This window comes from Porifericola rhodea, assembly GCF_030506305.1.
Classification (GTDB): Bacteria; Bacteroidota; Bacteroidia; order Cytophagales; family Cyclobacteriaceae; genus Catalinimonas; species Catalinimonas rhodea.
In genome coordinates this window covers 1,784,081-1,799,555 of sequence record NZ_CP119421.1, presented here as the reverse complement: position 1 = coordinate 1,799,555, position 15,475 = coordinate 1,784,081, and the positions used below count along the sequence as shown (strand labels likewise).

The 15,475-nt window shown below is 41.1% G+C and carries 16 protein-coding genes; 5 read left to right on the top strand and 11 right to left on the bottom strand.

Annotated features, from left to right (window positions below):
• Nucleotides 1–42: 42 nt before the first annotated feature.
• The gene (gene prmA / locus PZB74_RS07380; RefSeq protein ID WP_302241820.1) at nt 43–879 is read right to left on the bottom strand and encodes a 50S ribosomal protein L11 methyltransferase; all 837 of its coding nucleotides are present in this window, start codon (nt 877–879) and stop codon (nt 43–45) included.
• Entirely contained in the window at nt 879–1,637 is a 759-nt protein-coding gene (gene tpiA / locus PZB74_RS07375; RefSeq protein WP_302241819.1) for a triose-phosphate isomerase, read from the bottom strand. Before tpiA ends, prmA begins: the two co-directional genes overlap by 1 nt.
• Before the next feature lie 133 nt (nt 1,638–1,770).
• Between tpiA and trmD the strand changes: the two genes are divergently transcribed.
• A complete protein-coding gene (trmD, locus tag PZB74_RS07370; RefSeq protein WP_302241818.1) occupies nt 1,771–2,448 on the top strand; it encodes a tRNA (guanosine(37)-N1)-methyltransferase TrmD in 678 nt (225 codons plus the stop codon).
• 1 nt (nt 2,449) lies between these two features.
• On the opposite strand, the gene PZB74_RS07365 is transcribed toward trmD, so the two are convergent.
• Complete coding sequence (locus PZB74_RS07365) at nt 2,450–3,088, bottom strand: hypothetical protein (RefSeq protein WP_302241816.1); 639 nt, start codon at nt 3,086–3,088, stop codon at nt 2,450–2,452.
• Nucleotides 3,089–3,409: 321 nt separating this feature from the next.
• Here PZB74_RS07365 and PZB74_RS07360 point away from each other — a divergent pair, with 321 nt between their 5' ends.
• On the top strand, nt 3,410–4,915 hold the full coding sequence (locus PZB74_RS07360) for an MltF family protein (protein ID WP_302241815.1): 1,506 nt from the start codon (nt 3,410–3,412) through the stop codon (nt 4,913–4,915).
• On the opposite strand, the gene crtD is transcribed toward PZB74_RS07360, so the two are convergent.
• The 4 genes from crtD to PZB74_RS07340 all read right to left on the bottom strand — a co-directional run bounded on the left by crtD (nt 4,908) and on the right by PZB74_RS07340 (nt 8,491).
• Entirely contained in the window at nt 4,908–6,380 is a 1,473-nt protein-coding gene (gene crtD, locus PZB74_RS07355; protein WP_302241813.1) for a 1-hydroxycarotenoid 3,4-desaturase CrtD, read from the bottom strand. The genes PZB74_RS07360 and crtD overlap by 8 nt on opposite strands.
• On the bottom strand, nt 6,373–6,744 hold the full coding sequence (locus tag PZB74_RS07350; RefSeq protein ID WP_302241811.1) for a transmembrane 220 family protein: 372 nt from the start codon (nt 6,742–6,744) through the stop codon (nt 6,373–6,375). Before PZB74_RS07350 ends, crtD begins: the two co-directional genes overlap by 8 nt.
• Nucleotides 6,745–6,824: 80 nt before the next feature.
• Nucleotides 6,825–7,739, bottom strand: a complete 915-nt coding sequence (locus PZB74_RS07345; RefSeq protein WP_302241810.1) for a sugar phosphate isomerase/epimerase family protein — start codon at nt 7,737–7,739, stop codon at nt 6,825–6,827.
• A gap of 50 nt (nt 7,740–7,789) precedes the next feature.
• Nucleotides 7,790–8,491, bottom strand: a complete 702-nt coding sequence (locus PZB74_RS07340; RefSeq protein ID WP_302242760.1) for a 3-keto-disaccharide hydrolase — start codon at nt 8,489–8,491, stop codon at nt 7,790–7,792.
• A 450-nt stretch (nt 8,492–8,941) separates the two neighbouring features.
• On the opposite strand from PZB74_RS07340, the gene PZB74_RS07335 reads away from it, so the two are divergent.
• Both PZB74_RS07335 and PZB74_RS07330 read left to right on the top strand, forming a co-directional pair.
• Entirely contained in the window at nt 8,942–10,087 is a 1,146-nt protein-coding gene (locus PZB74_RS07335) for a Gfo/Idh/MocA family protein (RefSeq protein WP_302242759.1), read from the top strand.
• A gap of 125 nt (nt 10,088–10,212) precedes the next feature.
• The gene (locus PZB74_RS07330; protein ID WP_302241808.1) at nt 10,213–10,947 is read left to right on the top strand and encodes a head GIN domain-containing protein; all 735 of its coding nucleotides are present in this window, start codon (nt 10,213–10,215) and stop codon (nt 10,945–10,947) included.
• Nucleotides 10,948–10,996: 49 nt separating this feature from the next.
• Here PZB74_RS07330 and PZB74_RS07325 read toward each other — a convergent pair whose 3' ends face one another.
• Together PZB74_RS07325 and corA are read right to left on the bottom strand one after the other, a co-directional pair.
• Nucleotides 10,997–11,245, bottom strand: coding sequence for a hypothetical protein (locus PZB74_RS07325; RefSeq protein WP_302241806.1), 249 nt, complete (start codon nt 11,243–11,245; stop codon nt 10,997–10,999).
• A 107-nt stretch (nt 11,246–11,352) separates the two neighbouring features.
• On the bottom strand, nt 11,353–12,519 hold the full coding sequence (gene corA, locus PZB74_RS07320; protein WP_302241804.1) for a magnesium/cobalt transporter CorA: 1,167 nt from the start codon (nt 12,517–12,519) through the stop codon (nt 11,353–11,355).
• A gap of 174 nt (nt 12,520–12,693) precedes the next feature.
• On the opposite strand from corA, the gene PZB74_RS07315 reads away from it, so the two are divergent.
• The gene (locus PZB74_RS07315; RefSeq protein WP_302241802.1) at nt 12,694–13,119 is read left to right on the top strand and encodes a high-potential iron-sulfur protein; all 426 of its coding nucleotides are present in this window, start codon (nt 12,694–12,696) and stop codon (nt 13,117–13,119) included.
• A gap of 38 nt (nt 13,120–13,157) precedes the next feature.
• On the opposite strand, the gene PZB74_RS07310 is transcribed toward PZB74_RS07315, so the two are convergent.
• Both PZB74_RS07310 and PZB74_RS07305 read right to left on the bottom strand, forming a co-directional pair.
• Nucleotides 13,158–14,489, bottom strand: coding sequence for a DUF58 domain-containing protein (locus PZB74_RS07310; RefSeq protein WP_302241801.1), 1,332 nt, complete (start codon nt 14,487–14,489; stop codon nt 13,158–13,160).
• Nucleotides 14,489–15,475: an AAA family ATPase gene (locus tag PZB74_RS07305; protein WP_302241799.1), complete on the bottom strand. Its 987-nt coding sequence runs from the start codon at nt 15,473–15,475 to the stop codon at nt 14,489–14,491. Before PZB74_RS07305 ends, PZB74_RS07310 begins: the two co-directional genes overlap by 1 nt.

Genomic DNA, 15,475 nt, shown 5'->3' with positions numbered 1-15,475 from the left:
TTAGAAGAGAGGGCACTCCAAATGTAAGTGCCCTTGGTATAATCAGAAGCTGAGTTTTAAAGCTACCCAGTCGTTTCTTTCTTTTTGCCCATCTACTTTTAGGCCCTGAGCTTTGGCCTCAGCCTCAATTAAAGCTGCATCGTAGTGGTAAAAGCCGCTAAGCAGAAGCGTACCGTCAGGTTTTAGTCGTGACGCATACAACGACATCTCCTCAAGCAGCACATTCCGATTAATATTAGCCAGAATGATATCAAACTTCTCCTCTTCAGGAATATCGGCTACAGTGCCCAAAAACATATTGATATGGGTACAGTGGTTTAGCTCAAAGCTCTCTCGGCTATTGTCTACTGCCCACTCATTATTATCAAAGGCCGTAATTTCGCTAGCTCCTTTTAAGTGAGCCAGAATGGCCAGAATGCCTGTACCACAACCCGCATCCATTACCTTTTTTTGAGTATGGTCTATTTCCAGCTGCCAGCTCAGCATCAGGTAAGTAGTAGCATGATGCCCTGTACCGAACGACATTTTCGGGTTAATGACTATCTCATAAGGGACCTGTTTGCCCAGCTTATGAAAATCTGCCCTTACCAGGCAACGATCTTCTACTATTATAGGCTCAAAATTACTTTCCCACTCTACGTTCCAGTTTTTCTCTTCTACCCTATGTGTAGTATAAGTAGCTGAACCGATAGCTTTATACTTTTCCAGAACCTGGCTCAGCTGAGCTTCATCATAATCAGAAGACAGAATGTAAGCTTCAAACCCATTTTCCTGCTCCCAAAATGAATCGTACCCCAGCTCAGCCAGCTCCGCTATCAGTATTTCGCTCAGTTCTTCACTACAATGAAACTGTAGAGACAGATATTCCCTCTTCCCCATTAGAATGATTTAGCAATATCTATAAAGTCACGAGACTTCAATGAGGCACCACCAATCAGGCCACCATCTACATCTTCACCTGCAAAAATTTCTTTGGCATTGGCAGGCTTTACACTACCGCCATAAAGTATAGAAATGCTATCGGCTACTTCTTTACCATATTTACCTTCCAGCTGTTTACGGATGACAGCATGCATTTCCTGCGCCTGCTCAGCACTGGCTGTTTTTCCTGTGCCAATAGCCCAGATAGGTTCGTAAGCAATTACTACTTTGCTCACTTCTTCGGCAGAAAGGTGAAACAAACTTTCTTCTATCTGCTGTTGTACGTATTTGTTTTGCTCTTCCTTTTCGCGAATTTCCAGAGGCTCACCGCAGCAAAAAATAGGAGTAAGCTGACTTTTAAGGGTGGTGTCTAATTTTTTAGCCAAAAGCTCATTGCTTTCATTAAAGTACTCTCTTCTTTCGCTATGCCCTAAAATTACGTATTCTACGCCTACAGATTTTAGCATGTCTACTGAGGTTTCTCCAGTATACGCCCCAGATTCGTGTTCGCTGCAATTTTGCGCGCCTAGCCCAATAGCTGAACCCTTGAGCAGACCTTTAAGTGTAGAAAGGTGAATAAAAGGTGTACACATAATTAATTGTACATCTCCAGAGAGTTCGTCCTCTGCCATATGTTTAACCTCAGAAGCCAAAGCCTGGCCTTCTTCAAGGTTTTTGTTCATTTTCCAGTTACCGGCAACTATTTTTTTTCTCATGTCAGTTGGTTTGGATCAAAAAATCTATACTGTTTTACAGTCTGTAAAGTTAAAAGAATAGTATCACAGTTGTGGTAATACAGGTATTCATTTTTAATAAGCTTGCTAAATTTGCAGCTACAACGCTATATATATGAGAATTGACGTAATTACATGCCTTCCTTCTTTATTAGAAAGCCCTTTTGGCCATTCTATACTGAAGCGTGCTCAGGATAAGGGACTAGTTGAAGTAGTGGTGCACGATCTACGCGAGTTTGCAGTTAATAAACATAAGCAGGTAGATGACTATGCTTATGGAGGCGGCGCCGGTATGGTGTTAATGATAGAGCCTATTGCCCAATGTATAGAAGGTTTGCAGGCAGAACGTTCTTATGACGAAATTATTTATATGAGCCCAGACGGGGAAAGACTTGAGCAGTCTATTGCCAATCAGCTCTCGCTTAAACAAAATTTGATTTTACTTTGCGGGCATTACAAAGGTGTTGATGAGCGTGTGCGTGAGCACTTTGTTACCCGCGAAATCAGTATAGGAGATTATGTGCTTTCTGGAGGCGAACTGGCCGCAGCAGTTTTAGCAGACTCTATTATACGCCTTCTACCTGGAGTACTCTCTGATGAAACCTCCGCACTCTCTGACTCTTTTCAGGATAAGCTGATTGCCCCCCCGGTATATACTCGTCCGGCAGAGTTTAAAGGAATGAAGGTGCCTGATGTATTATTGTCCGGAAATGAAAAGCTGATAGATGACTGGAGGTATGAACAATCTGTACAGCGTACCCGAATCCGTCGTCCTGGTTTGCTGGATGAATAAACTAGTTAAAAGAAAAACTTTTAAGGTAGTGGCAAAGTCTGTCATACTTTTCCAGCAAAGGCGGGGCTGTTTTGCTTATTACTAATGCTCTACGGTAGATGGCTACCAGCCCGATAAAGTCTTTGCGTTCAGCAAGCCTGGCCAGCACAATGCCTCTTAAACATCGGTTTAGTGGGTGAGTAGCATAAGGCAGCTTTTGGGTTGGCTGATCGTTAAACAGCTTATCCAGGCTTTGTACACTACTATGTTGCACGATAAAATCCAGCCCTTTGCTTAGCATAAAACCTTTGATAGCCTCGCTCACCGTTACTGCTTCCTGTTTATCTGAGATCTCATATTTAAAGTAGGATTGTCCTATAATCTCACCCAAAGATGCGATAAAAGTATTACTATGCTCCTGATATCCCAATAAGCCCGTAGTAAATTGATAGACCAGATCTTCTACCATATCTATTCTGCACCCTAGTTTAATATCTACCAGCTGGGGCTTATCACCTTTAATGTTAATCAGCAGGTTGTGGAAACCATTACTCGTAAGTCTACGAAACTGTTGATAATGTGGCATCCAACTATAATCATATGCCATAAAAAATGGTCTAAGCTCATTTATGACTACTTGCTCAGCCTCTGATGCTTTCATATGAAATTATTTAGTATGAAATACTTTTATAAATTATAAAAAAAATATAATTTTAACTAAATAAAGTAAAATGTTACATAAGGTATGTTTCTTGCTGTTTGTAACAATTACGGAAGCCTTGACGTTTATGAACAAGACTTTTCAGTACTTTACAGTTAGTATATTGTAAAATTTTGCTAACGTTAGCTAAATTAGGCGTATTTTTGCCGACTTATATTCAGTTTTTAATATGCCTTCTGATAACTAACACTAAAATATTTTAGAGTCTATTACATGCCAGGTATAGCCTTACATGTGATTGGAATCTTTAAATAGAGTATAGTGACAAAAGCAAAAAATAATATATCGTCCATTATAGATCCACGTCTGCTACTTACTTTTGTATTCGTATTCGCGTTTTCGTGCAGCGAACAAAGTAGCCAGTCGGATCAGTTTGAATTTGAGAGCCGCTTATCGGAACCGGTATCTCTTGACCTGGATAAAATCCGTGAAAGGGGTAGTCTGGTAGCAATTCTCAATAATAGTTCAACGGGTTATTTTATCTATCGCGGTCAACCTATGGGTTATGAGTATGAATTACTTACTCGCCTGGCATCTGAGCTTGACCTGAGGCTGGAAATTAAGTTAACCAGCGACATAGATGAGGCAGTGTATATGCTAAACCAGGGTGAGGGAGACATCATTGCCTTTAATATGGCAGTTACCTCTAATCGACAGCAACAGGTAGCATTTACTGAGCATCACAATGAAGTAAAGCAGGTGCTGGTACAGCGCAAACCTGAGAACTGGCATATCATGAAACGCCACGAAATTGATGATATTCTAATTAGAAACCCCCTTGAGCTAGATGGTAAGACCATACATGTACAGCGAAACTCTGCCTTTGTAACACGCCTGGAAAACCTTTCCGAAGAAATCGGAGGCAATATTAATATTGTACAGGCCGAGCCTGGCGAAGACCCGGAAGCACTCATTCAAAAAGTAGCTGAAGGAGAAATTGAGTATACAGTGGCCGATGAAGATGTAGCAATGGTTAACGCTACTTATTATTCTAATATAGATGTGAGTACGCCGGTAAGCTTCCCACAAAAAATCGCCTGGGCTACCCGCAGCAATGCTTCAGACTTGCTTAAAACTGTAAACTCATGGATACAGAGCATGAAGAAAGAAGCTGATTACTATGTCATTTATAACAAATATTATAAAAGCCCTAAAGCCTCTTTACGCCGAGTTAAGAGTACTTACTCTTCTTTAAGCAGCGACAAAATCTCACCATTTGATGATATTTTCAAACAAGCGGCTGATAGCCTGGGCTGGGATTGGAGATTACTAGCTGCACAGGCTTATCAGGAGTCTAAATTTAATGTGAATGCAGAATCCTGGGCAGGCGCTATTGGTCTTATGCAGCTACTACCAGAAACAGGAGAACTGTATGGCGTGTCTGATATGTATGATCCTGTTCAAAGTTTACAAGCTGGTACCTCTTATCTAAGCTGGCTGGACGGTATCTGGACCAAGTACGTACCTGATAGCGATGAACGTATCAAATTTGTACTGGCCTCTTACAATGCAGGACAAGGTCACGTATTAGATGCTCGCCGTTTAGCTCAGAAGTTTGGCAAAAATCCTTCTAACTGGGAGGACGTATCTTATTTTCTGGAAAGAAAGTCTGAGCCGGACTATTACAATGATCCTGTTGTAGAAGCTGGATATTGCCGTGGTAGCGAGCCGGTAAATTATGTAGAAGATATTTTGAGCCGCTACGAACGTTATAAGCAGTTGGTTAATCCTGAAGTTATTATGGCTTCAGCGGAGGCTTCTATTTAAGTTCCTCTACCTGCTCAATAGCTATCTTAGCGGATAAAAGACTAAGTGGTATACCCCCGCCGGGGTGTACACTTCCCCCACAAAAGAACAACCCCTTGTACTTCTTACTAAAATTTGCGTGTCTTAAAAAAGCGGCATATTTATTATTAGAGCTGTTACCATACAACGCACCTAAAGAGGAAGAGGTCTTTTGCTCAATCAGTCTGGGGTCAAGTATATTTTCAGTAACAATAATCGGCTCTATATCCTGACCAAGCATTCTGCCAAGTTTACTAATAATATTACGTTTGGAGCGTTGAATTAGCTCATCCCAGTTCTGTCCCGAATTATTGGGCACATTAATCATAGTAAACCAGTTTTCGCATCCTTTTGGGGCATCATCTTTTTTGTACTTACTGGTAATATTGACATAAACAGTGGGGTCGTAGAACACATCTGCTTTTTTAAAGATATACTCAAACTCCTGTCGGTAGTCCTCGCTAAAAAAGATATTGTGTAAACCTAGCTTATTAAATGTTTGCCTTATTCCCCAGTAAAAAATGAGAGCTGAGCTGGATTTGGGTTGCTCCAGCAAGAGTTTAGGCTGGGGCTGCTCACTTAACAGTTTTTGATAGGTGTTAACAATATCCATATTGCTTACCACCACATCGTAGTGCAGCTTTTCATTCTGCACCATAATACCTTTTGCCACTTTGTGCTCGATGATAATTTTGTCTACTGCGGTCTTCAGATAAAATGTAACACCTAAAGACTGAGCCAACTTTACCAGGCTATCTGTTATGGCGTGCATGCCCAATTTTGGAAAATACGCGCCTATGTTGAACTCCAGATGCGGTATAATATTTAATGTAGCAGGTGTTTGGTAAGGGTCTGAGCCATTATAAGTAGCATAACGATTAAACAACTGCACTACTCGTGCATCTTTAAAAAAGCTCTCGTTTGCCTGATTCATCGTCCTGAAAAAATCAAGCTGATGCAAACGGGTATAAGCTTTAAAAGCTTTTGGGTTGAAGAAGGTCTGCCAGCGATGCAGAGACTTTTTCATAAAGAGGTCAGCAAGCAGATCGTACAGCTTATGGCTGTTTTGTAATGCTTGTAGTACACGCTCTTTTGGCTCTCCAATCTTCTGATAAATTTCTTCTGCAAACTTAAGCTTGTCGGCATAGGCCTTTAGTTCGGTACCATCCTCATAAAAATAATGACAAGCTACCGGTAGCAGTATGTATTGAAAATGATCTTGTGGCTTTTGGCCAGATAGCAGAAACAGTTCTTCAACCAGCTCGGGAAGCGTAAAAAGAGAAGGGCCGGCATCAAAGCGATAGCCCTCCTGCAAAATTTCTGTGAGTTTTCCTCCGGGGTAGGGATTTGCCTCAAATACATCTACCTGATAGCCTTTGTTTGCCAGGCGGATAGAGGAAGCAATACCCGCAATACCGGCACCAATAACAGCGGCTTTTTTAGGCATTTTTTGCGCGAGTGGACTTTTTTCTGTTTACGAAATGGAATATTAAGGCTAGTAAGCCTATCAATAAACCTCCCGCTTCGCGCGTTTGTTCAATATACATTTTCTCTGCATCCATACGGTTCATAAGGTCTTCGCCGCTGCTTACAAATTCAAAAACGCTGGGGATGAGATATACAAAGTACACTACAAAAATAGCGATACCCGGCAATATCAGCGCCAGGTTGTATCTACCAAAAGCTGCCATCGCAGAAATAATAGCTACGTAAAGGTAAAGTACTACCCAACTTAAGCTGTCAGGATCGTTGAGCTGAAAAAATGCAAACAGGGCGAAAAGCACCGCTAATACGATGTTGATGATCTTCATGATAAAATCAACTTAAATGACTGTAATAATTTGATGGAAAAGAAAAGGCCTGCCTAGAAGCAGACCTGAGCTTTCTTTTATTATGATAACTGGCTGCCTACTTTTTCCAGTAGTTTTTTTGTTGCCATAATTCCTTCCTTCTCGCTGAGCTTACTACCTTCGTACTCTATGCCTACATAGCCGGTATAACCTGCATCTTTCACAATCTGTAGCATACGTTTAAAGTCAATCTCTACGCTATTGCCTTGCTCATCAAAATTGTATGCCTTGGCACTTACTCCTTTGGCGTAAGGCATCAGCTCTTTAACTCCTTTGTACATATCATAGCGCTCTGTCTTGTTGATACGGAAGTTACCAAAATCTGGTAGCGTACCACAACGAGCATGATCTACTCCTTCCATTACCTCTGCCAACCAGGTTCCGATAGATGAGTAGCCACCGTGGTTCTCCACAATTACATTAATATCATGCTTATCGGCAAACTCTGTAAGGCTACCTAACCCATCAATAGCTGCTTTTTTAACTTCTTCTGCCGTGCCATGTCCGGCGGCATTTACTCGTATAGAATGGCAACCTAATTCTTTAGCAGCTTCTACCCATTTGTAATGATTTTCTACTGCTTTTTTTCTTTCTTTCTTCTTAGTATCCCCCAGATTACCTTCGCGATCCACCATTATGAGAACACTCCTCACACCATGGTCGTCTGCTCTCTTTTTCAGCTCTTTGATGTAGGCAGCATCCGCTTTATCGGCAAACAACTGACTTACATACTCTATAGCCTGTATGCCATACTCTTCTTTAGCAATTTTAGCAAAATCAAGAGGGTCTAATTCTCCATTCCTGAAGCCTTTGTTGAGTGACCACTGTGCCAATGAGATATCAAAAAACAGGTCTTTAGAAAAAATACCCGCTTTAGTAGCAAATGGCAACATACTTAAACCTGCCACCGCTTTGGCACTACTTGATAAAAATGAACGTCTATTAATTTTGGACATAATGATTAGGTCAATAGCATGTACCCTATGCACATGCTAAATAGTTTGTATTAGTTTAATTCTCTGATCCAGATATTACGGAAGCTTACCTCATTGCTATGATCTTGCAAAGAGATTGGACCCTTACCATGAAGTTTAACTTTGGGTGGGCCAATGTATTCGGTAGTACCATGAATTGTTGTTGCATTCTGCACCACTATACCATTGTGTAGTACTGTTACCTGCGCTTTTTCCAGCATAGCACCATTTTTTTCGTCAAAACGAGGCGCAGTATAAATAATGTCGTAAACTTCCCACTCATCTACCGGACGCATAGCATTAACCAGGGGAGGAGACTGTTTGTAAATACTACCCGCTTGCCCATTACGATACGTACGATTGTCGTAAGAGTCCAGTACCTGTACCTCATACATACCTTGTAAAAAAATACCGCTATTTCCTCTGCCTTGTCCTTCCCCTTCTACTTTCTGTGGTGAACGCCATTCTATATGCAGCTGAAAATCTCCAAAATTTTCTTTAGTCTGAATACCGCCAGTGCCAGGCTTTACAGTAAAATAGCCATTCTCTACAGTCCAGGGAGCTTTACCACCGTCTTTTTGGCTTTTCCATTTAGAAAGGTCACTGCCATCAAATAGTACGATTGCATCAGAAGGTGCTTCTGAACCTTTACCAGGTGTTACTTTTTTAACCTCAGGATCCCAAAATTCTGTATCTTCTGGTTTCCAGTCTTCTTTTACTTTTTCTTGCGCCATACCAAATTGTACACACACAAGACTTAGCATCAAAGCCCCAAAGGTGGCTTTTAGTTGAGTTGTATTAAACATATCAGTCGGTTGTGTTTATGATAATTATCTGGAAAATTAATAAAATTCTACTGTGTTGTCGCCTACTGCATAAGATGATCTTGTCTGGTATGCTTCCACTTTATTAAATGGAGCACATATAGCTGTAGTTTTTATACTGCCAACGCACAAATGCGCCTGGCATTTTAGATGATTAAAAAACTGATTTTTAAAAAAAGATGCTCTCTAGAAGCTGCAAGCCTTAAAAAATATTGTCACTTTAGCTATTCTTTCACAAATTTATAACTTTGTGAATAACGCCCTATTTTTTAATAAGTTGATTTTCTCACCCAATACATTAACTGTATTATTAAAATATTTATAACCTAACTTATGGCTACAACACACAGAAAACTCAGAATGGGTATGGTTGGAGGCGGCATAGGCGCCTTTATTGGAGCAGTTCACCGTATGGCAGCTGTCCTGGATGGGCAAATAGAACTGGTATGCGGCGCTTTCAGTAGTAATCCTGAAAAATCCAAAGCTTCCGGAGCCGAGCTATATCTACCTGAGGACAGAGTTTATGGCAGCTTTGAGGAGATGATACAAAAGGAGAAAGAGCTACCCGAAGGTGAGCGTATGGATTTTGTGTCTATAGTTACGCCCAACCACCTGCATGTGCCTCCTGCCAAAATGGCCTTAGAAAATGGTTTTTCTGTAATTTGTGATAAGCCCCTTGCCTACAATCTTAAGGAAGCTAAAGAGCTGAAAGAAATTGTAGACAAAAGTGGTCTTACTTTCGCGCTCACTCATAATTATACCGGTTACCCTATGGTTAAAGAGGGGCGTGATATGATTAAAAGTGGTAAGCTAGGAAAAATAAGAAAAGTTGTAGTTGAGTATCCGCAAGGCTGGCTTTCTACCTTGCAGGAGAATTCGGACAACAAACAGGCCTCATGGCGTGTAGACCCTAAAAAGGCAGGTATTAGTAGCGCTATGGGCGATATTGGTACGCACGCAGAAAACCTGGCTGAATTTATGACTGGCCTTAAAATTTCTGAGCTTTGTGCTGACTTAACTGCATTTGGCGAAGGCCGACAACTGGATACCGATGGCAATATTCTGCTTCGTTTTGACAATGGAGCACGTGGGGTATTGCACGCGAGCCAGATTAGCGCAGGCGAAGAGAATAACCTCAAAATATTTGTTTATGGCGAAAAAGGAGGACTGGAATGGCATCAAATGGAGCCAAATTCGCTAATTGTACGTATGCTGGATCTGCCTATGCAGGTCTACCGCACTGGTGCTGATAGAGCTTATCTCGGAAAAAGTGCTATGGCACATACACGTATTCCGGCGGGTCACCCTGAAGGGTATCTGGAGGCTTTTGCCAACATTTATCGCAATTTTGCCATGACTTTGCGTGCACGTATGGAAGGTAAAGAACCGGACCCTCAGTACCTTGATTTTCCTACTGTAGATGATGGTATTAGAGGAATGGCATTTATTGAAAATGCTGTAGCCTCCAGCAAAAGCGATGAAAAATGGTATAAGTTTACCATCTAAAAAATTGAAAACTATATACAAGCCCGGTTGCACCTTATTTGCAGGCCGGGCTTTTTTTTGCTCTGGAGGGTAGGGTAAAGGCCACTAAAGCTGTATTGCTTTTAAAGTAAGTAAATTTATAAGCTATGAAAAGCCTTTTATACCACATTCTACCCACATTATTTATATTAACGAGCACAACAGCCTGCTACATCAACATTAATGATGATGACTTTGGCCCTAGCATTAAAGGCTCGGGCCACATTATAGTAGAAGAACGAGCTTTGTCTCAGTTTGACCATATTAGCCTGGAAGGTGCTATAGACCTAATCATTCGTCAGGGGGAAAACCAGAAACTTGAAATACAGGCAGATGATAATATAGTTTCTACCATTAGTACGAATGTACGGAGCAGAGAGCTAAAGATTAGAAGCACGCAGACTTACCGCAGCCGTGAGAATGTGGTAATTTTTATTACTCTTAATGATTTAGAAGGTCTGGAAATTCGTGGGTCAGGCGATGTTTATGGAGAAACTATATTTGAGGGGGACTATCTGGATTTGGAAGTTTCGGGTTCTGGTAACCTTGACCTGGAAATATATTATGATAAGCTTAGTTCTGAAATTAATGGCTCGGGTAACTTTAAACTAGAGGGCACTACTATTGAACAGGAGGTTAGCATTTATGGCTCTGGAGACTACCGTGCACAGAACCTGCTTACAAATGAGACTGAGGTAAGCATCTCTGGTAGTGGTAATAGTGTGGTAAGTGTAAGTGATTATTTGAGAGCAGAAATTAGGGGTAGTGGCGATGTTATTTTTTATGGCAACCCAGAAGTAAGTAGTACAATCAGAGGCTCAGGCAACTTGATTAAAAGGTAGGTCAGTAATGCAAAAGATCAGGTCAGCTTTCACTGCCTGATCTTTTTTATCAGTTTGAGCTACCACCGTAGCTTAGGTTATCAATATTCGTTTTGTCGGTATTGCGGTTAGGATTTTTTACCGTTACACCTTCTGGATCAGGGTTATTTTCTCCATCTGTGTACTTCTGACGAAGCTCCTCTTCTCTTTCCAGTGCATCTATGTCCTTTACAGTTTTAGTTTCTGCTTTAGTCTGTCCAGAATTTCCTGGTTTACCCTTGTTATCTTGTCCTGTATGTCTGCTATCTCTCTGTGCCATAATTTTCTGTTTAGATTAAAAAATTGATTTTATATTTATTTAACAGCTCAGGCACTAAATCGTTATAATTTATTTTAATTAATTATTACCAAAGTCAATATTTTTTATTAAAACCATTTTCGGCTCCGCATATAAATGTACATGCCTATGCCTAGTACAGACATAACACCCAGGCTAATATGATACCCCCATTTGTAATGTAGCTCAGGCATGTGGTCAAAGTTCATTCCGTAGATACCAGCTACAAAAGTAAGGGGTATAAATATGGTAGCGATGATGGTCAGGGTTTTCATCACATTGTTCATTCGGTTACTTATTGTAGACATGTATAGATCCATAAAGCCTGTTAGAACTTCTCTTTGCGACTCCATAGTACCAATTACATGGTCTATATGGCTATACACATCATCAAAATAGCGCATAGTATTGTGCTGTATCAGTTCTTCTTCGTTTTTCAGCTTTCTTAGGGCTTCTCTAAGAGGATATACAATTTTTCTTAGCTCTATAATCTGTCGCTTCTGATGAGTAATACGTTCTACCACATCGTGTTTGGGTTCATGAATAAGTTCATCTTCTAACGCGTTCATATGGTCGTTAATCTCTTCGGTAATGGTATAGTAGTTATCTACAATTACATCTATAAGCGCATAAAGCAAGTAATCAATCTTTCGTCTTCTGATTCTGCCCTTCTGAGCTTCCAGACGTTGGCGCACAGGCTCAAAAACATCGTGCTTGGTTTCCTGAAAAGAAATCAGGTAGTGGTCCCCTAAAATAAAGCTCACATGCTCCTGCTCAATTAGTTTGGTATCAGGGTTTACTTTCAGCATTTTAAGAGTAAGGAAAAGGTAATCTTCATAATCCTCAAACTGAGGAGAGAGTACCGTATTCATTATGTCTTCCATCACCAGGAGGTGCAGTTTGAAATGGTCGCCCAGCTGTTGTACCAGTTGTGCATTGTGCAAAGCACTAATATTAATCCAGTTATGCTTCTCCGGATTAATTTCCTCTACAATTTGACCGAGCTCGCCACTTTGTTTTTTTGTAAAGCTTTCTTCATCGTACTGATACATACTTACCTCTACCGGTTCGCTAGTATTAATACCGGTATAAATTAATGTTCCTGGTGCAGTACCCGCACTTTTACTTAGCTTGTAGGTATCGTGTTTTTTTCGGGTAAGAGAAAGCGCGCTCAAAGACATTTTCTTTACTGCCCGTGTCATTTTGCGCACATTTCTACCGGTCTGTTTTATAGATTTATCTATTGAGTTTTCCATAAATATTTTGTTTTCCTTAGCTCACTTTCAAAAATATATATGACTGTAAATTTAGATACATTATAAACTAGCTATGGTTCAAAACAAGATACTAGCCAAGCATTTTACTATGCTGTAATTGCTCAACACAAACTGCTATTACACACAATTAACACAAATAAAAAAGCTAGTTTCATGGAGAGAATGAGTCGTAAATCGTTTATCAAAAAAGCCGGTTTTTGGAGCTTGGGTGCAATGAGCGGATCGGTGCTGCTGAGCGGCTGCGGAGGTAGTACTAATAATGACAGTGGAGAGCCTACTAATGCTGAAGATGCAGATAGGCTATCTCCTGCTGAAGAAAGTACTATAGAAAACGCTCCCAATGCTCAGGCTGAGGTTGACTGTAGCGAATACAATCAGGACTTGACCGAAGCAGATATTAATATGCGCCAAAGCCTGGAGTATGTGCCCGAAACACCTAATGAAGAACAGAGATGCTCTAACTGTCGCTTCTGGCAGCCCGAGAAATTTGAGGGTGACTGTGGCGGATGCCAACTGCTGGCAAAAGGAGCAGTGAACCCTAATGGCTGGTGCCGCTCCTGGGTAACCCAGCAAACATAATTATGAACTGAAAAGGGCTGCGTAATCTGCAGCCTTTTTTAAATGGCACCCCTGGCTTTTAACTCCAGGTATTTATTGATAGTATCTACAGAAAGCTGTTTAGGCGTAGTTAGCACACTTTGAATACCATGTTTCTGTAGTGTATCTACCATAGCATTTTTCTCCAGAGCGAATTTTTCTGCTACTGTTTTTTGGTATACATCCTGAATATTATTGACCGGACGATGTAGCAACTGATACAGCTCTGTATTTTTAAAAAAGATAACGACCAGTACATGGATGGCTGCCAGACGGCGCAGATAGGGGAGTTGCCTCTCCAATGAAGATAGTGATTCGAAATTAGTAAATAGCAAAAGCAAACTCCTTTGCCTGATTTGTCGCTTTACATGCACGTACAAAGCCTCATAGTTAGCTTCTTTGTAAGCAGTTTTTTCCGCATAAAGAGCCTCCAATATCTGGTGCATCTGGTTACTTCTTTTTGCAGCCGGTACCAGCTTCTGCACTTTGTGCTGAAAAGTAAGTAAGCCCGCTTTGTCTTCTTTCCGGATAGCAATGTTACTAATGACCAAACTCGCATTTATGGCATAGTCCAGCAGGCTCATCTGCTCAAAAGGCATCTTCATGGTTCTGCCTTTATCTATCACGGCATATACCTGTTGTGATCTTTCATCCTGATACTTGTTTACCATTAGTCCTCCACGGCGGGCAGTAGCTTTCCAATTGATGGTACGAAAATCATCTCCTGCTACATATTCTTTAATCTGTTCAAACTCACGATTGTGCCCTAGTCTGCGCATGCGCTTAATGCCTAATTCGGTAAGCTTACTGGAAATTGCCATAAGCTCGTAGCGCCTCATTTGTATAAAAGAAGGGTAGACAGGAACACTTTTATCCTGAGAAAAACGAAAGCGGCGAGAAAGAAATCCTAGCTGAGTGGATACAAATACATTGAGCGCCCCAAAGCTATACTCTCCTCTTCTGGCAGGCCGCAACTTGTAGCTGATGGTTTCATGCTCTCCTGACTTTAGCTTTTTAGAAAGGCTAAAATCTCTCTTCTGAAACTGCTCAGGTATTTCATCGATAATGTCTAAATGAGCAGCATATGAATAATGATTTTTTAACTCAATTTTAATTGTGTTATCATCACCATTAGACAAACGATCAGGACAAAGCCTATGGCCGCCAATACCCTTTTTGGTATTGTATAGTAAAAGTGCATCAGCAAAAATTAGCAGCAACCATACCATAAAACAGACTTTGGCGATACCCAACAGCGATCCAAAGCTGAAAGCAAGCACAAAAAGCAGCACTAGTACTGCCAGGCTTAAAAATAAGCGTTGCTGAAGATATAGAGAACGGATAAACTTCACTATCTGGGTACTTCTACCTTATCGACCATTTGTTTAAGTACAGTATTGACCTTAAGTCCTTCCATTTCTGCCTCTGGAGTTAAGATAACCCTATGTACCATTACCGGTGCTGCCATTGACTTAATATCTTCGGGGGTAACAAAGTCTCGGCCATGAATAGCAGCATATGCTTTTGCGGTGGCCATAATGGCTAGAGATGCACGAGGAGAAGCACCAAGATACAAAGCTTTGGTCTGGCGGCTCTCATTAACGATAGCTGCTATATAACGAATAAGGTGGTCTTCTATATGGATATTACCAATCTTCTCACGATACTGCTTTAGCTGCTCCGCACTAATGACAGATGCTACTTCTGATAGATCCTGCCGATGATGCCTACGGTGAAACCTCTCCAGCATCATGGTTTCTTCTTCTAAAGAGGGGTAATCTACTTCTATCTTAAAAAGGAAGCGGTCTAGCTGGGCTTCTGGAAGGCGGTAGGTACCTTCCTGCTCAATGGGGTTCTGGGTAGCCAGTACCAGAAAGGGCTCCTCCATCTGAAAGGTCTGTAAATCGGTAGTAATCTGCCTTTCTTCCATCACCTCAAAAAGCGACGCCTGAGTTTTGGCTGGCGCACGGTTAATCTCATCTACCAGTATAATATTAGAAAAAACAGGTCCTTTTCTGTATTCAAACTCCGTTGTTTTAGCATTAAAAACAGAGGTACCCAATACATCTGAAGGCATAAGGTCGGGCGTAAACTGTATACGAGAAAAGCCTACAGATACAGTTTTGGCAACTAGCTTGGCCGTTAGGGTTTTGGCAACGCCCGGTACACCCTCTAACAGCACATGGCCGTCTGCTAATATTGCTGTAATAATCAGATCTACCATTCGCTCTTGCCCCACAATCCAGCTGCCAATGTTTTTTCGGATTTGTTCAACACTTTCCGCCAGCTGACTGAGGTCTACCCGGTTCTGAAATGACTGTTCTTCCTTAGCTTCCAT